Origin of the sequence: Solibacillus isronensis, from assembly GCF_023715405.1 — a bacterium.
GTDB classification, from domain to species: Bacteria; Bacillota; Bacilli; order Bacillales_A; family Planococcaceae; genus Solibacillus; species Solibacillus isronensis_B.
Genome location: NZ_JAMBOC010000001.1, coordinates 2230171 through 2256235, shown reverse-complemented (window position 1 = coordinate 2256235; position 26065 = coordinate 2230171). Strand labels below are relative to the sequence as shown.

The 26065-nt window shown below is 40.1% G+C and carries 20 protein-coding genes and 1 riboswitch; of the genes, 17 read left to right on the top strand and 3 right to left on the bottom strand.

Annotated features, from left to right (window positions below):
• The first annotated feature begins 265 nt into the window (after window positions 1-265).
• From speB to M3166_RS11185, 3 genes are all read left to right on the top strand, one after another.
• Window positions 266-1138 (top strand): agmatinase, encoded by an 873-nt coding sequence (gene speB / locus M3166_RS11195; protein ID WP_251689893.1) that lies wholly within the window; start codon window positions 266-268, stop codon window positions 1136-1138.
• Between the two features lie 142 nt (window positions 1139-1280).
• A complete protein-coding gene (locus M3166_RS11190) occupies window positions 1281-1478 on the top strand; it encodes a hypothetical protein (protein ID WP_251689892.1) in 198 nt (65 codons plus the stop codon).
• A 510-nt stretch (window positions 1479-1988) separates the two neighbouring features.
• Window positions 1989-2699, top strand: coding sequence for a GDSL-type esterase/lipase family protein (locus M3166_RS11185; RefSeq protein WP_251689891.1), 711 nt, complete (start codon window positions 1989-1991; stop codon window positions 2697-2699).
• A 47-nt stretch (window positions 2700-2746) separates the two neighbouring features.
• On the opposite strand, the gene M3166_RS11180 is transcribed toward M3166_RS11185, so the two are convergent.
• The 3 genes from M3166_RS11180 to M3166_RS11170 form a co-directional block, all read right to left on the bottom strand.
• Window positions 2747-3802 (bottom strand): acyltransferase family protein, encoded by a 1056-nt coding sequence (locus M3166_RS11180; RefSeq protein WP_251689890.1) that lies wholly within the window; start codon window positions 3800-3802, stop codon window positions 2747-2749.
• A 223-nt stretch (window positions 3803-4025) separates the two neighbouring features.
• Window positions 4026-5105, bottom strand: coding sequence for a diguanylate cyclase (locus tag M3166_RS11175; RefSeq protein ID WP_251689889.1), 1080 nt, complete (start codon window positions 5103-5105; stop codon window positions 4026-4028).
• A gap of 34 nt (window positions 5106-5139) precedes the next feature.
• The gene (locus tag M3166_RS11170; protein WP_251689888.1) at window positions 5140-6219 is read right to left on the bottom strand and encodes a GGDEF domain-containing protein; all 1080 of its coding nucleotides are present in this window, start codon (window positions 6217-6219) and stop codon (window positions 5140-5142) included.
• A 194-nt stretch (window positions 6220-6413) separates the two neighbouring features.
• On the opposite strand from M3166_RS11170, the gene M3166_RS11165 reads away from it, so the two are divergent.
• From M3166_RS11165 to icmF, 14 genes are all read left to right on the top strand, one after another.
• Entirely contained in the window at window positions 6414-6851 is a 438-nt protein-coding gene (locus M3166_RS11165; RefSeq protein ID WP_251689887.1) for a DUF1934 domain-containing protein, read from the top strand.
• 2 nt (window positions 6852-6853) lie between these two features.
• The gene (argS, locus tag M3166_RS11160; protein WP_251689886.1) at window positions 6854-8521 is read left to right on the top strand and encodes an arginine--tRNA ligase; all 1668 of its coding nucleotides are present in this window, start codon (window positions 6854-6856) and stop codon (window positions 8519-8521) included.
• 330 nt (window positions 8522-8851) lie between these two features.
• Window positions 8852-10021, top strand: a complete 1170-nt coding sequence (locus M3166_RS11155; protein ID WP_251689885.1) for an acyl-CoA dehydrogenase family protein — start codon at window positions 8852-8854, stop codon at window positions 10019-10021.
• A gap of 103 nt (window positions 10022-10124) precedes the next feature.
• Window positions 10125-10315, top strand: a riboswitch (cobalamin riboswitch).
• A 142-nt stretch (window positions 10316-10457) separates the two neighbouring features.
• Window positions 10458-11405 (top strand): ABC transporter substrate-binding protein, encoded by a 948-nt coding sequence (locus M3166_RS11150; RefSeq protein ID WP_251689884.1) that lies wholly within the window; start codon window positions 10458-10460, stop codon window positions 11403-11405.
• Entirely contained in the window at window positions 11398-12396 is a 999-nt protein-coding gene (locus tag M3166_RS11145) for a FecCD family ABC transporter permease (RefSeq protein WP_251689883.1), read from the top strand. Before M3166_RS11150 ends, M3166_RS11145 begins: the two co-directional genes overlap by 8 nt.
• Window positions 12396-13862 carry an adenosylcobinamide amidohydrolase gene (locus M3166_RS11140; protein WP_251689882.1) on the top strand — a complete coding sequence of 489 codons (1467 nt, stop codon included), beginning with the start codon at window positions 12396-12398 and terminating at the stop codon, window positions 13860-13862. The genes M3166_RS11145 and M3166_RS11140 overlap by 1 nt, the downstream gene beginning before the upstream one ends.
• A gap of 102 nt (window positions 13863-13964) precedes the next feature.
• Window positions 13965-14525, top strand: a complete 561-nt coding sequence (locus M3166_RS11135; RefSeq protein ID WP_251689881.1) for a cob(I)yrinic acid a,c-diamide adenosyltransferase — start codon at window positions 13965-13967, stop codon at window positions 14523-14525.
• Window positions 14526-14722: 197 nt separating this feature from the next.
• Window positions 14723-17017 carry a heterodisulfide reductase-related iron-sulfur binding cluster gene (locus M3166_RS11130; RefSeq protein ID WP_251689880.1) on the top strand — a complete coding sequence of 765 codons (2295 nt, stop codon included), beginning with the start codon at window positions 14723-14725 and terminating at the stop codon, window positions 17015-17017.
• A gap of 299 nt (window positions 17018-17316) precedes the next feature.
• Window positions 17317-18507, top strand: a complete 1191-nt coding sequence (locus tag M3166_RS11125; RefSeq protein ID WP_251689879.1) for an acetyl-CoA C-acetyltransferase — start codon at window positions 17317-17319, stop codon at window positions 18505-18507.
• A 13-nt stretch (window positions 18508-18520) separates the two neighbouring features.
• Window positions 18521-19375 carry a 3-hydroxybutyryl-CoA dehydrogenase gene (locus M3166_RS11120; protein WP_251689878.1) on the top strand — a complete coding sequence of 285 codons (855 nt, stop codon included), beginning with the start codon at window positions 18521-18523 and terminating at the stop codon, window positions 19373-19375.
• A 9-nt stretch (window positions 19376-19384) separates the two neighbouring features.
• Window positions 19385-20521: an acyl-CoA dehydrogenase gene (locus tag M3166_RS11115; RefSeq protein WP_251689877.1), complete on the top strand. Its 1137-nt coding sequence runs from the start codon at window positions 19385-19387 to the stop codon at window positions 20519-20521.
• Window positions 20522-20562: 41 nt separating this feature from the next.
• Window positions 20563-21699, top strand: coding sequence for an acyl-CoA dehydrogenase (locus M3166_RS11110; protein WP_251689876.1), 1137 nt, complete (start codon window positions 20563-20565; stop codon window positions 21697-21699).
• A 3-nt stretch (window positions 21700-21702) separates the two neighbouring features.
• On the top strand, window positions 21703-22338 hold the full coding sequence (locus M3166_RS11105) for a TetR/AcrR family transcriptional regulator (protein ID WP_251689875.1): 636 nt from the start codon (window positions 21703-21705) through the stop codon (window positions 22336-22338).
• A gap of 92 nt (window positions 22339-22430) precedes the next feature.
• On the top strand, window positions 22431-25673 hold the full coding sequence (gene icmF, locus M3166_RS11100) for a fused isobutyryl-CoA mutase/GTPase IcmF (protein WP_251689874.1): 3243 nt from the start codon (window positions 22431-22433) through the stop codon (window positions 25671-25673).
• Window positions 25674-26065 lie beyond the last annotated feature (392 nt).

The following is a 26065-nucleotide window of genomic DNA, read 5'->3' as shown; positions in this document are numbered from 1 at the left end:
TACAAAAAGTAATGAAAATTCTATTGCACTTTTAATGAAAACAACTATACTTTTTCGTAGCGTATATTACGTGATTGCAGCTATTACAAAAGTAATCCATAATGTCGAATTATGTCAGTTGCACTTAATTATACGAAAATAGCGAAACAAAAGTTTCATATGTTAGATTTAGTATGAGCAACTTCTTCTATCGCTATGCATTCTAAATTAAGAAATCGATTTAAAATACACAATTTAAAATAGAGAAAGGTATGGGTGAATGTAAATGAGATTTGATGAAACTTATGCAGGGAATATGTTTATTAAAAGCCACCAAAACTATGAAGAAAGTAAAGCTGTTTTATACGGCATGCCAATGGACTGGACAGTAAGTTACCGTCCCGGCCAACGTTTTGGTCCGGCCCGAATTCGTGAAGTATCGGTTGGTTTAGAGGAATATAGCTTTTATTTGGACCGTGAGCTGGCAGATGTACCTTTTTTTGATGCGGGAGATATTCCATTGCCTTTCGGTAATCCGGAAAAATCATTAGCAGAAATTAAGACGTTTGTCCGCCAAGTACTGGCAGATGATAAAATTCCAGTAGGGATGGGCGGGGAGCATTTAGTATCACTGCCGGTTATGGAAGCTGTCTATGAAAAGTATGCAGATTTAGCGATCATTCATTTTGATGCACATACAGATTTACGTACAGATTATGAAGGGGAGCAATACTCTCACGCAACACCGATTCGTAAAATCGCGGATACAATCGGACCTGAAAATGTTTATTCATTCGGAATTCGTTCTGGCTTAAAAGAAGAGCTGCAATGGGCAAAAGAAAACGGCATGCACATTTCATTATTTGAAGTATTCGAGCCGTTAAAGCAAGTGCTGCCTACATTAAAAGGACGCAATGTTTATGTAACGATCGACATTGACGTACTGGACCCTGCACATGCACCTGGGACAGGCACTGTTGATGCTGGTGGTATTACACCTAAGGAACTATTGGCATCAATTCATGAAATCGCACGCTCTGAAGTAAATGTTGTTGGCTTTGACCTAGTTGAAGTGGCACCAATTTATGATCACTCAGAAATTACAGTGAATACTGCTGCAAAATTAATTCGCGAAATGATTTTAGGCTGGGTGAAATAGCAGGGGGTTAGGTTCATAATTTACACAAATAAATATCATATCAAAGTCGTTGGCGATTGCTGGCGGCTTTTTATTATTAGAAATATAGTAGTGACAATTATTTCCATACACATTATGATTAGTGTGGACGGGAGGTATAGTTATGAGTTTAATTTTACGTTTAAGTAATGGTGAAAAGATAGAGATGAAAGCCAGTCTTAAGGAATTTGAAGAAATGTATTTACAAGATGACGGTTACTTTCATTATGGTTTTATAAGATTCGTGTTAAATGATGGAAAAGAAGAGCAGTCAGAATTAATATTTACAAACCACATTGTTTCTATAGAAGAAGTAAAGTGATATTCCAATCGGTTGTGGCTTTTTATTATCAAAATCGTATTATGTCTCATTTTATATATGCTTACAATTGTAGGTAGATGGGAGGTGATATTATGGTTGATAAAGTATGGCTTGAAGCATTGAAAGAAGTTAATACTCAAGCTTAACCGCTAATGTTAATTTAAAGGTACTCGACGGAGTATCTTTTTTTTGTAGAGGTTTCATTTAGACAAATACTGTAAGTTTGAAAAAATGTACCATGTTACAGTTCGATATTTACAGGGTAAAGAATAGTATGATGCCGCATGATAAGTGCTTCCGTTGATTCGGGTATTTCAAAGTATCCCGCTAATAAGGGTGCATATATATTTTTAATAAAACTGAAAATAATACATAGGGCGTTGCATTATTTACGGGGGGCAACTGCCAGAGCGAGCTTCAGAAGGAAGGGTAATAAGGCGCTGTAACATTATGTGGAGAACTTTGCATTTTGTTCGGCTACTCAGAGCCAAGTTAGAAATAGGAGTGTTTATGTTGGAAAAGGGTTATTTTATATTAATTATTTCATTGATCTTCAATGTACTGTTATTAGGAACAGGAAGTTATGTGGTGAAAAATATCGGCGGATTAGAATTTATTAAAGCAAAAATGCAGTCAACGCCTTCTCCCAAAACGGATTCCGCCTATTACTTTACGAAAAAAAGTGTCTTTGAACAGTCATCAAGTAGTAATATTGATAAAGTGTTCATAGGTGACAGTATTTCCGATTATGGAGAATTCCAGGAATACTTTCCCGATGAAGTTGTGCTGAATCGAGGAATTCGGAATGATTGGACAGGAGGGGTATTAAACCGTATTCAGGAAGTAGTGGACCGCAACCCAAAAGAGGCTTATTTAATGATCGGTGTCAATGATCTCCGTTACAAAACAGAAGACGAAGTATATAAACGTAATGTCGAGAAAATCGTGAATTCGTTTGAAGGAAAAGATACAAAACTCGCGATACAATCAATCCTGCCTGTGAATAATGGGTTGTTCGGAAATGAAGTGACAAATGATCAGGTGAAGCGGTTTAATATTATTTTGCAACAGATCGCGGAAGATAAAGGAATTGAGTATATCGATCTGCACTCAAGTTTTACTGATAAAAACGGGCAACTGGATAAGCAATATACAGGAGATGGGCTCCATTTAAATGGGAAAGGATATAAAGTTTGGGTCGATAGGCTTCTCTCAAAATAAAATGAAATATATAAAAAGCTGGACCTCGTGAGATGAGGTCCAGCTTTTTACGTCGATATAGGGGTCCTTTTTTTCTGGATTGAAAACCCACCAAGCAGTATTGTCCCGTTCGGTAACCACTTTTTTATTAAAATTGAAACAATGATAGGAATGAATATCCCAATCGTTGTGTAACCAATAAGCCCGTACGTCAAATAATCATTTAAAATAATATCTGCAAATATATGCAAATACATAATGGTAAGCGAGTGATTTTCTATTTTCTGCAGCCAATTGAGCGATAGTTTTGCTGCAAGCAACTGGAAGCAACCTACTAATACGATTGTAAATGATATGGGAATGACCAAATCCAATATAAAATGCTCATACCGTAAGAACTTCATACTCAGTCGATAATCGATGATATTGAACCGATCAAGCAACAACATCGTCGCACTCAGGAATACGGCCGCAACCATCCATCGTTTTGATATATCCATCCATAATTCTTTGAAATAATATCCGATTGCAAAATAGACGATTGCCATCATCGCAACATCGATGTTCCAAATCATTGGAATCGATTGCGCTGCTTCAGAGGGCTTGCCGCTGATGACTTTCATAGCGATGATGCTCTCAAAATGTGCGATAACATAAAAGAGTCCTAGAATTATAAACTGTTTCACCCGAGTGAAGTAAGTTGTCAACCACATGAATAATAAATATGTGAAGAATAATGTCGTTACAAACCAGAAAACACCATATGCTCCGCGAATAAAACGCCCCCCTATGGCAAGTGTCCATAAGTCATTAAGATACCATTCTATATCCCAATTGCCTGAAAAGATCTCCATTCCATAACGGACTAGTGTAATACTGACAAGGAAAAATAGGTAAGGGAAGATTAATTGCATGAAACGCTTGTGAATTGTCAGCTTTATTTCCTTTTTATCTAAAATCGGCTTAAAGAATAAACCACTTAATATGAAAAATGCCGGCATATGAAACCAATAAATATACTTTGCGAGTGGAAATTCAAGCTCTCCTGGATAATGCCCGATGACGACAAGAATCATTAAGAATCCCTTCGTAATATCCACCCACGTTATCCGTTTTTTGTTCATCAATAACACCTCTAAAAAAATATGCTGTTATTATATACCCTTTACTAATGTTAAAAGTGGAATGTAACAGTAAAGATATGTAATTGATATATATACGGGAAATCACGGATATAAAGGATTCTTGTGGTGTTTGAATTCATAAATTTTAAAAAGTGGAAATCTTAGGTATGGGTAAATAAGAAAAAGGTGCGTTAAAAGTTACTTCGACTTTTAACACACCTTTTTAATTTCGCTGTTTAATTTGATTATAATGGCAGATTGGAACATTTGCCTGATGTTTTGCTTTCAATAAGGCTTTATTTGAAAATCGGTAAAGCTCTTTAACAGTTTGTCCGTTTTGCGGAAATGAGCAGATTCCAATCGCAAGAGTCAGTTGACAGGATGGATAATTTTCAAAAGTAAGCTGCTGTACAGTTTTATTAATTGAATAGGCTAAAGTAATCGCTTCTGCAGGTGTCATTTGTGGCAGCACTACATAAAACTCATCACTATCAATTCGTCCGATAAGTGCCTTTTCCGGAAGCTGGTCTTTTATTAGTTGAGAGATTTGTACAAGTATTTCATCGCCTGCTTTATAGTGATACATATAATTCAATTCGCGAAACTGGCGAATATCGATATGAAGCAGTTCAAAAGGTATTTTTGCATTCACATAAGACAATAACTTCTGTTCAATCGCAATATTATTAGGCAGTTGTGTAAGCAAATCCGTTTTCTTTAGCGCATAGATTTGTTTAATTTGTTTATTTTTATCGTCAAGCTGCATTAATATTTTTCGGACTGCATAAAAAGTGAAGGTCGAAACAACAAAGTAAAGTATTAAATAGAACAGATTATTTACTTCGAATCGGTCATAAATAAGTAGGATGATAATGTGTTCGATTGTTATGATGAAAAAATAGATCGGTAAATTTTGAAACGTAATGGGACGTTTTATTGTAAAATAGCATGCAACGACGCTCACTACTAAAGTATTCAGCATGATAATGAAAGACAATATTGATGTGTACAATAAAACATACCGACTAATTACAATCATAAAGCCTGTAATGAAAATTGAAACAGGTCCCCCAAGTAAACCACTGAATAGCACAAAAATAATCCGATTGTTTATTAGCATACCGTGTGCATAGGGAGTAGCCAATGCAGTCAAAATAAAGGCGGCACATCCGAATGTCACACCGACGATGATGGACTTATATTTATGGATGAAAGGGTTATCTTCATATTGAATGAAAGGCCAAAAAATTAAAATCGTAAAGCAAAACAGAATCGAAAAGTTGATTGTCAGCTCAAAAAACATGGCATCACCCACCTTGGTAATATAACACTACCCGTTATTTTAAATTATTTATATGGAAATAAGAAGATAGTTTTGTTTTTGCCTGCTGTTTTGCTGTAAATACATTTTCCAGGAGTTCCAAAGATGTTTGTCCATTATCAGGATAGGAACTGATTCCTACAGTTACGGAAATATGAATAGATAAATCTTTGGATACTTCGAACTGCTGTTGGGCAATCATATTAATTAGATTATTGGCCTCTACAATTGCTACAGCAGGAGGCACATCCTTTAAAACGAGAAGAAATTCCTCACCGCCCAACCGGCCAACATAAGCCCCATTCTTATTTGCATATTCCATCAAGTGTTGGGCAAGTTGTTTAATAACAAGATCACCTGTAGAAAAACCATACTGCAAATTGAGCATTTTAAAATTCCGAATATCCATGAGCATTAAATTGAAATTGGATTTCTTTTTAATCATGTTTTTAATATGCTTTTCATTCTCTTTATTGTTCGGCAACTGTGTTAAAAAGTCGATCTTTTTCAAATGAGTCGTCTGTTTTACCGTATCATTGGCAAGTTTGATTTGGCGAATAACAATGTAAATGAAATAAAATGAAAAAATCGTAAATATGCCATAAAGCAATAAATACTCAAAGCTTTTATTATGGAAACAAAACCCGAGAAATAATGCAATTAATGTTTCAATAAAACAAGCCCAAAAAAATAAAAATATATTTTTATTGGTCAATTTATATTTCCTTGTGATAAAGAACAATGTCAGAACAAGAACAAGAAAATTAATATTCAGGATCATCGGTACCAATTCCAGATATGGCAGGAAAAACAGTCCGATTCCTATGGTCAGACCACTGATCAGAATAGCAAATGGCCCTCCTAATAGACCACTGTACAACACCGGAATGTACTGAATGTACATCATGAAATCATTCGTAAGGTGAACTGCCGAGAATGTTAAAACAAGGCCTGTTATACCAAATTTCACTCCGATTACATAAGGACGTGTGCGATGAATGAACGGTGTTTGTTTAAAGTGGTTAATAAATGGCCAATAAATTAAAAGTGTAAACGTAAATAATATACAGAAGTAAGATAATATTTCAATTAACATAATAAGCTCCTTTATACTTTAATCATTACAGTTCTGAACGAAAATTACTATAAAAATAGTGGAATTAAATAAAAATTGTTCAAATCAAGTTGATTGTAGGAGTAAGCGCAAAGTTAAGTTCGTTGTTGCTTAAAGATAGTTACTTATCCTATAATAAAAAGGTTATAGAAATATATGTATAGGAGCTGACTGCTATGGCGAACGAGAGCGGGAAAACAGTCAAAATCAAACTAGTTTCCTCAATCATTCCAACCGAGGGCGAGCTTGAACAATATGAAATGTGGCTTGAAGGCAGTTGTGTAGAAAAAGGGAACAGTCATTATTTGCGCTATGAGGAAGTTCAGGAGGATCTGCAAATTCAAACGACGATCAAACTTAATGAAGCGAATTCGTTTATTATGCGAAAAGGCGGTGTGAACATGCGGTTGCCTTTAAATCCGGACTTACGCGAGAATGGTCATTATGATAGCCCATTCGGTTCATTACCTCTTGTTACCGATACACATCAGTTAGCCATTGAAGTAGTACAAAGCGAAAAAGTGTCAGGGCAATTTAAAACGCAATATGACCTTATCATAGGTGGCAATTCAGTTGGCCATTACAAATTAGACATTGAATTTACGGAGGTATAACTATGAATGCAGTAGAACAATTACAGCAATCGATTAAAGCAGCATTAAAAGCAGCAATCGATCAAGCAGGCCTAGTAGAAGCAGGCACGGAAATCAACATCCATTTAGAAACACCAAAGGATAAAGCAAACGGTGACTTTGCAACAAATATCGCAATGCAATTAACTAAACTGGCGAAAAAGCCGCCACGTGCAATTGCAGAAGCGATTTTAGAACATTTAACGACTGAAGGCACAGACATCGAAAAGATTGAAATTGCAGGACCAGGTTTCATGAATATTACAGTTCGTAAAGACTTCTTGGCGAGTGTTGTTACAGCAGCATTTGAACAAGGCGAAAACTATGGTCGTTCAACTGCAGGCGCAGGAGAAAAAGTACAGGTCGAGTTCGTTTCAGCTAACCCGACTGGTGACTTGCATTTAGGCCATGCGCGCGGTGCATCTGTAGGGGATTCATTATGTAATGTATTGGATTTTGCTGGTTTTGACGTATCACGTGAATATTATATTAATGATGCCGGTAACCAAATTAATAACTTAGCGTATTCTTTGGAAGCCCGTTATAAGCAAGCATTAGGAATGGAAGCTGAAATGCCGGAAGACGGATACCACGGTCCTGATATTATCGGAATTGCCGGTAAGCTGGCTGAAGAATTCGGTGCAACAATTTTGGACAAATCTGATGAAGAACGCTTTAAATTTTTCCGTGAGCACGGCTTGAAACTGGAATTGGCGAAACTGCAAAATGACCTTAAAAACTTCCGTGTTGAATTCGATGTTTGGTATTCAGAAACTTCTTTATATGAAAACGGTAAAATCGATGTAGCATTAGACAAACTAAAAGCAAATGGCCATGTTTTTGATGAAGAAGGCGCGACTTGGTTCCGTTCAACAACATTCGGTGATGACAAAGACCGCGTATTAATTAAAAACGATGGTTCATACACATATTTAACACCGGATATTGCTTACCATGAAGATAAATTACGTCGCGGCTTTGATAAGCTGATCAATATTTGGGGTGCTGACCACCACGGTTATATTCCACGTATGAAAGCGGCAATCGAAGCACTTGGCTATGACCGCGGTACATTGGAAGTAGATATTATCCAAATGGTACAGCTGTACAAAAACGGCGAGAAATTCAAAATGAGTAAACGTACAGGTAATGCTGTAACGATGCGTGAATTAGTGGAAGAAGTAGGCTTGGATGCTGTTCGTTATTTCTTCGTTAAAACAGCAGGGGATTCACATATGGACTTCGATTTAGACTTAGCGGTATCACAATCGAACGAAAACCCGGTATATTACGCACAGTATGCACATGCTCGTATTTCATCAATTTTGCGTGCAGCAAACGAGCAAGGTTTCGAAGCATCATTGGAAAACCTGAACTTGCTAGTAGCAGAAAAAGAAGAAGATGTGCTTAAAAAAGTCGGCGCATTCCCGCAAATCGTGGCAGATGCAGCGAAACACCGCACACCACACCGTATCGCAAACTATATTCAAGACTTGGCTGCTGCATTCCATAGCTTCTACAATGCAGAAAAAGTATTGAACCAAGATAATAAAGAGCTGACAGAAGCTCGTTTAGCCTTGATCACAGCAGTAAAAACTACATTAGCGAATGCACTGAAACTAATCGGCGTAAACGCACCGGAAAAAATGTAATTTAACTTTTTAAAGCACTCTATTTCTATTTAAGGGAATAGAGTGCTTTTTATTTGAAATTGCCGTTGTTCTATTTGAAAAGCGATTTGTTCTACTTTAGATGCAACAGTTCGCCTTTCGCGTCGTAACTTTTCACATTATGGCGAATAGGTTCTCCTTTTTTCCGCAAACGTTCCACTTTCACCGGCAAAACTTTCAATTGTCGCGAAAATAGACTGCATGGAATCCCTATAAGGGGACTGGGGATATCTATTGACTTGTAATTTCCCGAAACGTACTATTAAATTTGACTTCTATATACAGGACAATAAATATGAGGTGGTGCTTTTCATGAGCAAGGAATTATTTATTCAAACAGACGAGCAGCAACAATGGCTGAAAAAGCTCGAAACAATAGCAGAGAGCGTGAAAGAACATGCTCAGCAAACAGATGAACAAGCGACATTTCCATTTGAAAATTTCCGGAAGCTGAGAGAAATCGGCTATACAAAAATAACATTGCCAAAGGAATATGGCGGAGATGGCTTTACAGTATATGATGCGCTGCTACTGCAGGAAACTTTGGCGAGCTATTGCGGAAGCACGGGGCTGGCTGTATCGTGGACAATTCAAAATGTAGGCGAAATATTTGAAAATCGCTACTGGGATGAACAAAAGCTCGACTGGTTTGGCAAAGAGATCGCAAATGGCGCGACAGTCAATCGCGCGGTAAGCGAGTTTGCGATGGGAAGCCCGGTTCGTGGGGGTCGTCCGGGGACTTCAGCAAAACGTGATGGTGATTATTATGTAATTAATGGACGTAAAAACTATACGAGCGGTGCACCGGACCTCGATTATTTTTTAGTGTCTGCATGGATTGAAGATGAGGGTCAGTTAGGATTTTTCCTCGTTCCGAAATCGGCGGAAGGGGTATCGGTCGAAAATACGTGGGACGTTGCGTCAATGCGCGGTACGGGAAGCGATGATTTAGTACTTGATAATGTACGTGTTGATCAAACAAGCTTAGTGGAAATCCCGAACTATTCAACCGGATTTAAGCTGAACGGCTGGCTGCTCCTCATCCCGGCAACTTATTTAGGGATTGCCCAGGCTGCACGCGATTACGCGGTCGACTTTGCGAATAGTCATTCCCCGAACAGTATTCAAGGAACAATTGCCCAGTTGCCAAACGTGCAAACGCTGATCGGAGAAATGGATTTGGCGTTGACGAAAGCACGCTTTACAATTTACGGTGTTGCGGGGCTTTATAATGATCCGATTAAAAAGTCGACATTAGTCAATGAAATCAATATTGCGAAACATGTCGTGACAAATACAGCAATCGAAGTTGTAGATAAAGCGATGCGTCTAGTTGGGGCAAAAAGCCTGCAAAGATCTAACCCGCTGCAACGTTATTATCGTGATGTACGGGCAGGTCTGCACAATCCGCCAATGGATGATATTACAATTAAACGATTGGCTGAAACGGCAATTGAAAAAAACTTGAAAGAGAAAGAATAAGCTGTTCTTTTATTCGTGATTTCAACAAATTAAGACAAATTATCAGAAATTTTAGCGAACGAGCATACATTTTACCGCCTATCAGCTATAATAGAGCTATTAATTTTATATGGACGATAAAGGTTCTTACTCGTTGGATTGAGTAAGGAGTAAAAGGGAAATCGGTTCAAATCCGATGCGGTCCCGCCACTGTAATTGCTAGTTAAGAGCAGCATGCCACTGAAAAACTTTCGGGAAGGCGCTCTTCAACGTTTATGCATAAGCCAGGAGACCTGCCTTTATAATGCCCTAAATTAAACCTACGAGGATAGGATGTGGCGGATAAATTCTTTTTATTGAATTTTATTTGCATACGTAAAGCTTCCCTCATTTATAGTAGGGGGAGCTTTTTATTTTTGTAGAAAATTATACAACAAGATTTCAGGAGGTTTTTATTTTGAAAAAATGGCAACTGCTTTCTTCCGCAGCATTACTTACATTAACATTGACTGCATGTAATTCGGAAAAAGCAACAGAAGAACAATCTGCAAATGGAAGCACAGAAGTAACGGAAACAGCACAATTTCCGGTTACATTAAAAGATGCTTTGGACAAAGAAATTACGCTTGAAAAAGCACCGGAGCGCATCATTACATTAGCTCCATCGAACACAGAAATTTTATTCGGCTTAGGATTAAACGATGAAATCATCGCTGTGAACGACAATGATACATATCCTGAAGAAGCATTATCAAAAGAATCAGTTGGCGGCATGGAGTTCAATTTAGAACAAATAATCGGTCTGCAGCCCGATTTAGTCTTAGCACATGAATCCGGATTGTACAGCTTCAATGAACAGGCGATTGCGCAGCTTGAATCAGTAGGAATTCCAGTATTCGTTGTAAAAGATGCGAAAACATTTGAAGAAACGTACGAAACGATCGAACAAATCGGGCAGCTGACAAATAAAGAACAAGCAGCCGAAAAAATGATTGCATCAATCAAAGAGGAGATTGAAGAAATTGAAGTGAAAGTAGCCGACCTGGAAGAGAAGTCCGTATTTGTTGTTGTTGGGACAAATCCGGAACTATATGTTGCTGGACAGGAGACGTTCATTAGTGAAATGCTTGAAGTATTAAATGTTGAAAATGCTGTTCCGGAACTCGATTGGCCGCAGTACAGCTCGGAGCAATTTGTAAAGAGCAATCCGGATATCATTTTAGTAACATATGAAAACGACATGGCGGCAATCGAGGAAAATGATGCATATGCAGAAATGGATGCTGTGAAAAACGCCAATGTGAAATTAGTCGATGGCGATACGACAAGTCGACAAGGTCCGCGTATTGTAGAAGGTATTGAATCAATTGGGGAAGCAATTTATCCAGAGGTATTCAATGAATAAAAAATATTCAATCGCCTATGTACTATCGATTGGATTGCTTTTAAGCAGTATTTGGATCGGCATTTCGTTCGGGTCTGTTAATATTCCGTTTTCGACATTGTGGGATAAAACAACAGATCCGGTTGCATACAGTATTTTGTGGAAAATCCGAATGCCACGCGTCATTTTAGCCGCATTAATCGGGGCTTCTTTAGCAATTGCGGGGGCAGCATTCCAAGGGTTGCTTAAAAACCCTTTGGCAGATCCATACACATTAGGAATTTCATCAGGGGCCTCGGTAGGTGCGGTAATGACAATCTTTTTAGGCATTTCCATACCGGTGCTCGGTGTATTCACATTGCCGATTTTCAGTATGGCTGGAGCTGCATGTACGATGATCATCGTCCTGACATTTGCCAGACTTGTTGACCGCTCGATGAAAATGGAGACGCTAATTTTGACGGGAATTATTTTCAGCTCGTTCTTAGGGTCCTGTATTTCCTTAATGGTCGCACTTACTGGTGAACAGCTACGAGAAATCATCGGCTGGCTTCTAGGAAGTGTATCGATGCGAGGGTGGCCATATGTCCAGATGGTTCTGCCATTTATGGTGCTTGGTACAGCAATTATTTGGCTGACTCGCCGTGAATTGAATGCGATGATTTATGGAGAAGAGCGTGCCCAGTATTTAGGGGTAAATGTTAAGCGCAGCAAGTATATGATATTGGCGGGTGGTTCCATTTTAACAGGAGCGGCTGTTGCTGCATCCGGGACAATTGGATTTGTCGGATTAGTAGTACCGCATATGATTCGCCTGCTAATCGGAGCAGACCATCGACATTTATTGACATTGTCGTTTTTGAACGGTGCAAGCCTGCTCGTCATTTGTGACTTAGTATCACGTACAATTATTTCCCCTATTGAACTGCCGATTGGTGTTATTACTTCCTTTATTGGAGCACCTGTCTTTGCCTATATCTTCTTCAAGCAACGTAGAAAGGTTGTTGCATAATGTTAAAAGTAAATAATCTATCCGGCGGTTACGGTGGGAAAACGGTTGTGAAAAATATGACGTTTCACGTGGAAAAAGGAAGAATTCTCGGGATTCTTGGTCCAAACGGCAGCGGAAAATCGACATTACTGAAGATGATCAGTGGTGTGCTGAAATGTGAAACAGGCGAAATTTTTATTGAAGAGAAACCGCTTAAAAGCTATGATAACAAGCAATTAGCGAAAAAGATGGCCGTACTCCCTCAATTAAATGCAAGCGCATTTACGAACAGTGTATATGATGCGGTTTCGTTAGGACGTTATCCCCATCAAAGCGGCTTCTTTTCTTCCTGGACCGAAGAAGATGAAAAGACAGTTCAGCGGGCGATGGAAAGCACAGGTGTGTCGCAATATAATAATCAGTACTTGGAGTTTTTATCGGGAGGCGAGCAGCAACGGGTATTTATTGCCCAGGCACTTGCACAAAATTCGGAACTGCTTCTATTGGATGAACCGACTAATCATTTGGATATCGCTCATCAAAAGCAGATTCTGGATATGATTCGGATGCAAGTTGAATTGCAAGGGCTGACAGTTGTCTCGATTTTTCATGATATTAACTTGGCATCGCTTTATTGTGATGAACTCCTTCTGTTGGAAAATGGTGAAGTACGTGCGTTTGGCGAGCCGCACGAAGTCGTGTTGCAAGAACAGATTGCCGATGTATATCAGGCTAGAATTGCGACATATCCTCACCCGGAGCTGCCAAAGCCGCAAATTACGATGTTGCCAAAGAATGAAATGGGACGAAAAGCTACGACAATCCAAATGGACCAGTTTCAAATAACGGAAGACTATATCGAATATCAGGCCCAGGCACCACTGAAAATAATTTCTTCTGCTGTGCATAATGCCGGCATAGGCTGGTATGACACATTACTCAACCGTTCCATTGCTCCAGAATACGATATTTATAATGTGAAGGAGGAAACGGAGCAATTTTTAATAGAGCGTAAATTTTCTCCAACAAATACAGTCGTGATGCTTACAGCAGTGGAAACAAGCTGTGCAGTAATTCGGCATTTCTCGAAAAATAATGTAGAAATCCTTGTCATGGTAACAGCAGGTGTAGGAAATAGTGTCGATGTTACGAAAACATATTTGCGGGAAGATGAGCCACATGTCGGTACGATTAATACATGGGTTATCGTTAATGGTAAGCTGACAGATGAAGCATTTATTCAGGCGATGATTACAGCAACAGAAGCAAAAACGAAAGCATTGGCAGATCAGCAAATAAAAGATTCAGTGACAAATACAATTGCAACTAGTACCGCTACCGACAGTCTATTGATTGCGGCTACCCAACAAGGGGATGAAATGCCGTATGCCGGACCTATTACGGAAATCGGCAAACTAATCGGACGGGCTGTTTTCGAAGTTACAATAGAAGCAATTAAAAAATATAAACAGCATTATAATAAGTAAAGTGGCTGGAAAAACGTCAGCTAAAAAAAGAGTGTCATTATACTAAAAGGGGATTTTTAAAAAAACTAGAAATACTATTTTAAATCGAAAGGGTGATTATTGATGAAATTATATACAAAGTCAGGCGATACAGGGAAAACGAGCATTATTGGAGGACGTGTCGATAAAGACCATCTGCGCGTTGAAGCATACGGCACAATTGATGAGCTGAATTCATTTATCGGTAAAGCTGTCAGTGAATTGGATCAGGAAAAGTTCAAGGATTTGATTGAAGATTTAACTGCCATTCAACACGAATTGTTTGATGGAGGCGGGGACTTGGCGAATGTGATGAAAGAACGTCATTATAAACTTACGGAAGAACCGATCACTGTTTTGGAAAACCGAATCGATGCACTTTCTGAAGAAGCACCACCATTAAAACGTTTTATCTTACCGGGTGGGGCGCCTGCAGCTGCTACACTGCATATCGCCCGCACTGTTGCCCGCCGCGCGGAACGGGAAACTGTATCTTTAATGAAAGAAATTGAAGATGTTTCTCTAGTTGTACAGAAATATTTAAACCGGTTATCGGATTATTTATTTGCTGCAGCACGTGTCGTAAACTACCGATTATCAATCCAGGATGTCGAATATATCCGTAGTGGTGACGTATTTAAATAAACGAAAAATGCTAGTTAAGACGATATATTTGTCTAACTAGCATTTTTTATATTTTGATTTAATTTTCAGAATTAATGACGAAATCTGTTGACTGAATGCTCATTCATAACTACAATGGGTTTATAGATTCATATAGTTTATCGGGGTGAATTGGATAAACAAAGGGGTAAAAACTTCGTATTCCAGGGGGGAAAACAATGAATACATTTTTAATTATTAACTGGATTGCATTCATCGCCGTGTTACTTTATGCGCTAGGGTTATTCGCATATTTATTAAAAACACGTTATGACTATATTCAACTTGGTCGTAAAGAAGAGTTCAATCATAAATTTTCTGAAAGCATAGAAGATATCGTTGAGAAAGTATTTGGTCAATCAAAACTATTAAAAGATAAGAAGATGGGACTTGTACACGTTCTGTTTTTCTACGGATTTTTAATGGTTCAATTTGGGGCTATCGATTTAATCTGGAAAGGGCTCGCACCGGGATCACACCTTCCGCTAGGTGGTCTGTACCCAGCATTTACATTTACACAGGAACTTGTTGTATTAACGATCTTAATCGCGGTAGCGGTTGCATTTTACCGTCGTTATATGGAGAAACTTGCACGTTTAAAGCAAGGTTTTAAAAATGGTTTAGTTTATATGTTTTTAGCTATTTTAATGTTTGCTACATTATTTGGCAATGGATTTTACTTAATTTGGCATGATCATGGTTTAACAGGATCAGAACCAGTAGCTTCTGCAGTTGCCTGGGTATTCCAATGGATGGATCCGACGATTGCTGCTGTTATGTTCTTCGTTATGTGGTGGGCACACTTGTTGGCATTATTAGCATTCCTTGTTTATATCCCGCAAGGCAAGCACTTCCACTTAATTACATCGATTTTCAACGTTTATTACAACCGTCAAGACCGTATTGGCACATTACGTCCAATCGATTTTGCTGCATTGGAAGAAGCGGAAGATGAGGAAAGTATGCCGCCGCTTGGAGTCGGAAAAATTCACGATTTCACGCAAAAGCAAATGCTTGATCTGTATGCATGTGTGGAATGTGGACGTTGTACGAATATGTGTCCGGCAACAGGAACAGGAAAAATGCTGTCACCGATGGACCTGATCGTAAAATTACGTGATCATTTAACATTTACTGGTGCAGTTGAGCTAAAGAAAAAGCCATGGGTGCCATTCTCATTCTTCAATAATACACAAGGTAACCAATTGGCAATGGCTGCTGGTGCTGAAGGTGCAGTAATTGAAGACATTTACAGCCCGTCATTAATCGGCGACGTTATTACAGAAGAAGAAATCTGGGCTTGTACAACATGCCGTAACTGTGAAGATCAATGTCCGGTAATGAATGAGCATGTTGATAAAATTATCGATTTACGTCGTTATTTAACGATGACAGAAGGTAAAGTGAATCCGGATGCTCAACGCGCAATGACGAACATTGAGCGACAAGGGAATCCATGGGGATTAAACCGTAAAGAAAAAGAAAACTGGAGAGAGCTTGACGAAACAGTTCACGTTCCAACAGTTAAAGAATTGAAAAAATCGGGCGAAGAAATGGAATATTTATTCTGGGTCGGTTCAATGGGTTCATTTGATAACCGCTCACAAAAAATTGCATTGGCATTCGCTAAACTAATGAACAAAGCAGGCGTAAAGTTTGCCATTTTAGGCAACAAAGAGAAGAACTCAGGGGATACACCGCGTCGTTTAGGTAACGAATTCCTGTTCCAGGAGCTTGCAACAGCCAACATTGATGAATTTGAGAAAAATGGTGTGACGAAAATTGTAACGATTGACCCGCACGCATACAATATTTTCAAAAATGAGTATCAGGATTTCGGTTGGAATGGGGAAGTACTTCACCATACAGAATTGCTGTACGATCTGATACAGGAAGGCCGTTTAACAATGGATCACCGTGTCGATGAAACGATTGTATTCCATGATTCATGTTACTTAGGACGCTATAATGATGTTTTCGATCCGCCACGCGAAATTTTAAAAGGTATTGCAGGCGTGAAGCTAGTTGAAATGGAACGTAATCGTGAAGACGGCATGTGCTGTGGTGCCGGCGGTGGATTAATGTGGATGGAAGAGCATGTCGGAAACCGTATTAACGTTGCCCGTACAGAACAGGCAATCGCAACACAGGCATCGGTAATTTCTTCAGGCTGTCCTTACTGTTTAACAATGCTTTCGGATGGAACGAAAGCAAAAGAAGTGGAAGATACAGTCGGTACTTACGATATTGCAGAAATTTTAGAGCGTGCGGTATTCGGAACACCGGAAAAAGCACAAGTTCAAGTTCAACAAGAGCAACAAGAAGTAGTGGAAGAAACAGTTGTAGCACCTGTAGAAACAATTGAAGCTGAGAAACAGGCATCACCTGTTGAATCTTCAACGCTTCCGGAAGAGCAGCAAGTAGCAACAGATGCAGCACCCGCTGACGATGAAAATAACGAACAAAACAAATAATCTATGAATTAACGAGAAATAAATTTATAGTCAGTATATTTGAATAATTGTTGCGAATTCAAAAAGGATTTAATACAATGAAAGTAAGCGAAGAAATGAGAGTAGTAAATACTCTCATTTTTTTCTAAAGAATGATTGAGCGAGCGTTCAGTCGAATTATTAATTACAGCCTGCAAGCAGTGTTTTTATTAGTAAGTGATGGGGATCGTTACTAATAGATTAATAGTCTGCAGCAGAACTTCACAATACGGATGGCGATGTATAAAATTCGGATTAATTCAAACAAAGGGGTGTATGGATTGTCGAGAACAGTCATTTTAGACGGCGCACGAACACCATTCGGAAAATTTGGTGGCGCATTAAGTTCATTAACAGCAAGTGATTTAGGCGGAATTGCAATTAAAGAAGCATTGGTGAAGGCCAATGTATCAGCAGATGAGGTAAATGAAGTCATTATTGGAACCGTATTGCAGGCGGGGCAGGGGCAAATCCCTTCACGGCAAGCGGCGACAAAAGCGGGAATTTCGTGGAATGTGAAAACGGAAACAATTAACAAAGTATGTGCTTCAGGTATGCGCAGTGTTACTCTTGCCGATCAGCTTATTCGATTAGGGGACGAAGAAGTGGTCGTGGCAGGTGGAATGGAATCGATGTCAAACGCACCGTACTATATGCCAAAAGGTAGATTTGGTTTGCGTATGGGAGATGCGAGTTTAGTAGACGGCATGATTTATGACGGTTTGTCTTGTGCCTTTCATCCGAAACAAGTGCATATGGGCGTTTACGGTAATGACACAGCGAGCAAGTTTGAGGTTTCCCGTGAACAGCAGGATGCATGGGCAGTTCGCAGTCATGAAAAAGCACTTGCAGCAATTGACTCAGGTAAATTTGCAGAGGAAATCGTAGCAGTGGAAATTCCACAGCGAAAAGGCGACCCACTTCATATTGAGACGGACGAAGCACCACGAGCAGGAACTACTTTGGAAACGCTAACAAAATTAAAATCGGCGTTCAGCAATGATGGCACAATTACAGCCGGAAATGCTCCAGGTGTGAATGACGGAGCGTGTGCACTTGTTTTAATGAGTGAAGAAAAAGCACAGCAGGAAAACCGTCAGCCGCTCGCAACAATTCTTGCACATGCGGAAGTTGGGGTAGCACCGGAAGATTTCCCTCAAACACCGGGACTTGTAATAAATGAGTTGCTTAAAAAGTCAGGTAAAACATTGGCAGACATTGATCTAATTGAAATTAATGAGGCGTTCGCAGCGGTTGCTCTAGTTAGCAATCAAATTAGCGGACTGGATGAGAGTAAAGTAAATGTTAACGGTGGTGCCGTAGCTTTAGGCCATCCGATTGGAGCAAGTGGTGCCCGAATTATTTTAACGCTCGCTTATGAACTGAAACGTCGTGGAGGCGGTTTAGGAATTGCGGCTATCTGTTCAGGCGGCGGTCAAGGGGACGCGGTATTAATCGAAGTTACAAACTAAGGGGATGAAATAAATGGCGATTCAAAAAGTAATGGTCATCGGAGCTGGGCAAATGGGTTCCGGGATTGCGCAAGTTTGTGCACAGGCAGGCTACGATGTCATTTTAAATGATATGAAGGAAGAGTTTTTCGAACGCGGTTTAAATACAATCACGAAAAACTTGGCACGTGATGTTGAAAAGGGCCGTAAAACAGAAGAAGAAAAAACGGCTGTGTTAGCTCGTATTACTAAATCATTGACGATTGAAGACGCGAAAAACGCGGATATTATCATTGAAGCAGCAGTCGAAAACATGGACATTAAACAATCGATCTTCAAGCAGCTTGATGAAATTGCACCAAAGCATGCGATTTTAGCAACGAATACATCAAGTTTACCGATTACTGAAATTGCGGCAGTGACAAAACGTCCGGAGCAAGTAATTGGTATGCACTTTATGAATCCGGTACCGGTCATGAAACTTGTGGAAATTATCCGTGGTTTGGCAACATCTGATGAAGTGTACGAAAAGGTTGCAGATATGACAAAGCAACTGGGGAAAACAGGTGTGGAAGTGAATGACTTCCCGGGCTTTATTTCAAATCGTATTTTACTGCCGATGATCAATGAAGCAATTTATGCATTGTATGAAGGGGTAGCAACGAAAGAAGCGATTGACGATGTAATGAAAATGGGAATGAATCATCCAATGGGACCATTAACATTGGCTGATTTTATTGGATTGGATACATGCTTGTCGATTATGGAGATTTTACACGAAGGACTTGGTGACAGTAAGTATCGCCCATGTCCGTTATTACGCAAATATGTGGCAGCCGGCTGGTTAGGCAAAAAGAGCGGTCGAGGATTCTACATATACGAAAGCTGAGGGACTTCTATGAATTTACAATTTACTGATGAGCAGTTGATGATGCGTAACATGGTCCGTGATTTTGCCAAAACCGAAATTGAGCCGTTTATCGAGCAGATGGAAGCGAGCGAGTTCCCGAGGCATTTGCTGACGAAAATGGGTGAGCTTGGGCTGATGGGAATTACGGCACCTGCTGAATATGGCGGGGCGGAAATGGATTTTACTTCTTATATTATCGCGATCCATGAACTATCAAAAGTAAGCGCGGTAATGGGCGTTATTTTGTCAGTGCATACTTCTGTCGGCACAAACCCGATTTTATATTTCGGCAATGAAAACCAAAAGAAAAAATATATACCGAAGCTGGCAAGCGGAGAATCGATCGGAGCATTTTGTTTAACGGAGCCTAGTGCCGGTAGTGATGCTGGTTCATTGAAAACGAAGGCAGTACGAGACGGCGATCATTACGTAGTGGACGGTGCGAAAGTGTTCATTACAAATGGCGGGGAAGCAGATGTGTATATCGTTTTTGCATCTACAAATCCGGAAGCCGGTTCACGCGGGATTTCAGCATTCATTGTAGAAAAAAATACACCTGGTTTAATAATCGGGAAAGATGAACGGAAAATGGGACTGCACGGTTCAAGTACGGTTCAGTTAACATTTGAAAACATGCGAGTGCCTGCAGAGAACCTGCTCGGGCAAGATGGAGACGGCTTTAAAATTGCGTTGGCCAACTTGGATGTAGGTAGAATCGGAATCGCAGCTCAAAGTTTAGGAATTGCCGAAGCTGCATTGGAAGCGGCAACTGCCTATGCAAAAGAGCGTATCCAGTTCGGAAAACCAATCGCCAAGCAGCAAGGGGTTGGCTTTAAGCTTGCCGATATGGCAACAGCAGTGGAAGCTGCCAAACTGCTCGTTTACCGGGCTGCAAACATGCGCAGTGAAGGACTGTCATGCGGAAAAGAAGCATCAATGGCAAAACTGTTCGCATCTCAAACAGCAATGGATACAGCAATCGAAGCCGTACAAATTTTCGGCGGCTACGGCTATACCGAAGACTATCCGGTAGAACGCTATTTCCGCGACGCAAAAGTAACACAAATTTACGAAGGCACAAGCGAAATCCAACGCATCGTTATTAGTAAGCATGTGATTGGTTGACGTAAACCTTCTACTATATTTAAAAAAGGGGACATGGGGAAATGAACTTTCAATTATCAGAAGAACACCAACAATTACGCGAAATGATTCGCGATTTTGCAATCAATGAGGTAGCACCAACAGCAGAGCACCGCGACGAGCATGAAGAATTTGACCGTGGTATTTTCGATAAAATGGCCGAGCTTGGCTTAACAGGTATACCTTGGCCGGAAGAATACGGCGGAGCAGGGTTTGACTACTTGGCATACTGTATCGCAGTTGAAGAATTATCACGTGTTTGTGCATCGACAGGGGTAACACTGTCAGCACACACATCACTTGCAGGCTGGCCGATTTTCAAATTCGGCAACGAAGAGCAAAAGCAAAAATATCTTCGTCCAATGGCAGAAGGTAAAAAAATCGGTGCTTACGGCTTAACAGAACCAGCTTCAGGCAGTGATGCAGGCGGAATGAAAACCTATGCAGTAAAAGACGGCGACGACTATATTTTAAATGGTTCGAAAATCTTCATCACAAATGGCGGGGTTGCAGATATTTATGTAGTATTTGCGGTTACTGATCCGGAAGCGAAAAATGGCACGACTGCCTTTATCGTTGAAGCGGACTTCCCGGGATTCTCTGTAGGGAAAAAAGAGAAGAAACTAGGAATTCGTTCATCTCCAACGACAGAAATCATCTTTGACAACTGCCGTGTACCGAAAGAAAACGTATTAGGCGAAGAAGGTCAAGGTTTCGTTATCGCTATGAAAACACTTGATGGTGGACGTAACGGAATTGCAGCTCAAGCAGTAGGTATTGCACAGGGTGCATTGGATGCAGCGGTTGACTATGCAAAAGAGCGTGTTCAATTTGGCAAGCCGATTACAGCAAATCAAGGTATATCATTCAAGTTAGCAGATATGGCAACAGAAATTGAAGCTTCTCGTTTATTGACGTATCAGGCAGCATGGCTGGAATCAAACGACTTACCATACGGAAAAGCATCGGCAATGGCAAAACTGCTTGCAGGTGATACAGCGATGAAAGTAACGACAGAAGCTGTTCAAGTATTCGGCGGCTATGGCTATACGAAGGATTACCCGGTAGAGCGTTATATGCGCGATGCGAAAATCACGCAAATTTATGAAGGTACACAAGAAATTCAACGCCTCGTAATTTCGCGTATGATTACGAAATAGCCTATGGCAAAAAATGATAAGCTGCACGTCCAATCGTCAATAAAAGATGAAAATAAAATTATCGCACGCCGTCAGCAAATTATCGATGCCGGTGTAAAGCTTTTCAAGGAAAAAGGATTTCATCGTGCAACAACAAGAGAACTTGCAAAAGCGGCCGGTTTTTCTATCGGGACTTTATATGAATATATTCGTACGAAAGAAGATGTTTTATTTTTAGTATGTGACAATATTTTCAATGAAGTAACGAAATGCTTAACCGATTTCCCTTCCGATACAGGTACAATCGAAGGTTTGAAACAGGCAATCCGTCAATATTATTTGCTTATTGATCAAATGCCTGAGGAGTTTACGATTATGTATCAGGAAACGAAGTCATTGCAAAAAGCTGCGATGCATTACATTCTCGATAAAGAGCTTGAAATGGTCGCAATCTTTGAACGCATATTAAAAGACTGTGTTGAAGCCGGCAATTTAACGCTGTCTGAAGATGCAATCTATTTAGCGGCAAATCACATCGTCGTACAAGGTCAAAGTTGGGCATTCCGTAAGTGGGCACTGCAAAAACGATACACGATCGATCAATATATAAAATTGCAAACAACAATGTTTTTACAAGGCATTATGCAGTTTGAAAATTAGGAAAGGAGAATCGCCATGTAGAGCAACTAGTCAAACAGTTTGCTTCGCATGGCTATTTTTCATTATTCCAACATAACAAAGGGGTTATTAAAATGGGGAAAACTGAAGTATACAAACCAAAAAATCATATTCGCTTTGTCACAGCATCGAGCCTTTTTGATGGGCATGATGCTTCAATAAATATTATGCGCCGAATTTTACAGTCAAGTGGAGCAGAAGTTATTCATTTAGGCCACAACCGTTCCGTTGAGGAAGTGGTGAATGCTGCAATACAGGAAGATGCGCAAGGGGTGGCACTATCTTCATATCAGGGCGGTCATATTGAATATTTCAAATATATGTACGATCTGCTTCGCGAAAAAGGGGCACCACATATTAAAATTTACGGTGGCGGCGGTGGTGTAATATTGCCGCGCGAAATTAAGGAACTGCATGATTACGGCATTGCCGGCATTTTTTCACCGGAAGATGGGCGCCAATTAGGTTTACAAGGGATGATAAACAAAAAGCTTGAAGGTGCAGATTTTTCTACACTAAAAGGAAATTACAAAGAACTTTTGGAAAAACTTTCGACCGATACGCCGGAAATTTTGGCGAATTTAATTACAGCTGCCGAAGTTGGCGGGGATACAGAAATTGAAGAAATGCTGCAGCTTGCACGAACTAAAAGTTTAAACACACCGGTAGTTGGGATTACAGGTACAGGCGGTGCAGGGAAATCTTCGTTGACAGACGAACTGATCCGCCGATTCCTGCAAGAATTCCCGGATAAAAAACTTGCGATTATATCGGTTGACCCGACAAAACAAAAAACAGGCGGGGCTTTATTAGGTGACCGTATCCGTATGAATGCCATCTTTAATAACCGTGTTTATATGCGCAGTTTGGCAACACGCGGCTCGCATACGGAATTATCAAGTTCGATTGGTGATGTACTCGATGTTGTACGCACAGCAGGATTTGATTTAATCCTTGTTGAAACAAGTGGTATCGGGCAAGGCGATGCTGAAATTACGAAACATACAGACCTTTCGATGTATGTAATGACGAGCGAATTCGGTGCCCCGACACAGCTTGAAAAAATCGATATGATCGATTTTGCGGATTTGATTGCGATCAACAAGTTTGAACGAAAAGGCTCTGAAGATGCATTGCGTCAAGTTCAGAAACAATACCAGCGTTCACGTGAACTATGGGAAGAACCGCTTGATCATATGCCTGTATTCGGGACGATCGCTTCACAGTTCAACGATTTAGGTACGAACTCATTATTTGCGGCTCTTGTAGCGAAAATTAATGAAAAGTTCGGTTTAGATTGGGAAACTTCGTATGAGCAATTTGTGAAAACACAAAAGCAAAACATTGTTATTCCGAATGACCGTCGCTATTACTTGCGCGAAATCTCGGAAACGATCAGAAATTATCATAAGCATGCGGAACAGCAGGCATTACTGGCAACGAAGTGGTATCAGCTTGAAGGAACGAAAGCACTGCTTCCGGAAAGTGAAACAGCATTAACTGCATCAATTGATTCTTTACTGGAAGGCGTTCAAAATGAATTAACTGCGGAGTCGAAGCGTATACTGAAAAATTGGAATGAATTAAAAGAAGCTTACGCTGGCGACGAACTTATTACGAAAGTGCGTGATAAGGAGATTAAAACAATTTTACGTACCGAATCGCTTTCAGGCTTGAAAATTCCAAAAGTCGCGCTGCCGAACTTTAAAGATTACGGCGAAGTTTTACGCTGGGTGTATAAAGAAAATGTACCAGGTGAATTCCCGTATACAGCAGGGGTTTTCCCGTTCAAACGAGAGGGAGAAGATCCGAAGCGTCAATTTGCTGGTGAAGGAACTCCAGAACGTACAAATAAGCGTTTCCACTACTTATCAAAAGATGATGATGCGAAGCGTTTATCGACGGCATTCGATTCGGTAACATTATACGGGGAAGATCCACATACACGTCCTGATATTTACGGAAAAGTCGGGGAGTCTGGTGTAAGCATCTGTACATTGGATGATATGAAGAAACTTTATGCGGGCTTTGATTTATGTGCACCTTCTACATCTGTATCGATGACGATTAATGGACCTGCTCCGATTATTCTGGCAATGTTTATGAATACAGCAATCGACCAGCAAGTACAAAAGCGTGAACTGGAGTTGGGCCGTACTTTAACGGTGGAAGAATTTATAGAAACGCGTGAACAGACATTGCAAGTGGTGCGCGGTACCGTACAGGCAGATATATTAAAAGAGGATCAGGGGCAAAATACTTGTATCTTCTCAACTGAATTTGCGCTGCGTATGATGGGCGATATCCAGCAATATTTCATCGATCATAAAGTAAGAAACTACTACTCGGTATCCATTTCGGGCTACCATATTGCCGAAGCCGGGGCGAATCCGATTTCGCAGCTTGCATTTACATTGGCAAACGGCTTTACGTATGTTGAATATTATTTAAGCCGCGGTATGAATATCGATGATTTTGCACCGAACTTAAGTTTCTTCTTCTCGAACGGTCTTGACCCTGAATATACAGTCATCGGTCGTGTAGCACGTCGCATCTGGGCTGTTGTCATGCGTGAAAAGTACGGCGCAAATGACCGCTCGCAAAAGCTGAAGTATCATATTCAAACATCGGGCCGCAGTCTGCATGCACAGGAAATCGACTTCAATGATATTCGTACAACACTGCAGGCATTAATGGCATTACAGGATAACTGTAACTCACTGCATACGAATGCGTACGATGAGGCAATTACAACGCCTACAGAAGAATCGGTACGCCGCGCGATGGCGATTCAAATGATTATTACAAAAGAGCACGGCTTATCGAAAAACGAAAACCCGTTACAAGGGGCATTCATTATTGAAGAGCTTACACAGCTGGTGGAAGAGAAGGTGCTGGAAGAGTTTGATCGCATGAATGATCGCGGCGGGGTACTTGGTGCGATGGAAACACAGTATCAGCGCGGAAAAATCCAGGAAGAATCGATGCACTATGAGCATTTAAAACATTCAGGACAACTGCCGATTATTGGCGTGAACACGTATTTAAACCCGAATCCGCCATCTGAAGAAGCAATCGATAACATGGAGATCGCACGTGCTTCTAAAGAAGAAAAAGATTTGCAAATTGCAAACTTGGCAAGCTTTAAAGAATCAAATGCGGACAATAGCCAAAAAGCGCTTGATCGATTAAAAGAAGTAGCTAAAACAGGTGGCAATATTTTTGAAGAATTAATGGAAACGGTTAAAGTAGCGAGCCTTGGCCAAATTACACAGGCCCTCTATGAAGTAGGCGGCCAATACCGCCGAAATATGTAGGGGATAACAGATTTATTGTTTGTAGCATGCGGAAAACAACTTAATAACTAGCCTTATTTACTTAGTTATTAGTAAAAAATGCAAAAAAATGAACTTAGAATACCACGAGTGCGGAAATTTTCGTTATACTAGTAAATACATGGACGATCTGATGAAGGAAGGTGCGCAATAGTGCAACAGTATGTACATTATATTTTAATTTTAGCATGCCTAATCGCAACCTTCTTTTTATATAACCGACAACTAGCAGCAATCCCTTTGCTGCTTTTATCCTTCATTTTATTTTTTGTTGCCTATAAAAAAGTAACAAATTTAAAAAACAAGAAATGAAACTAGCATAGTGATAGCATGTTTGTATATAATGGGTATTATGCTTATATCCATCCAGTTGT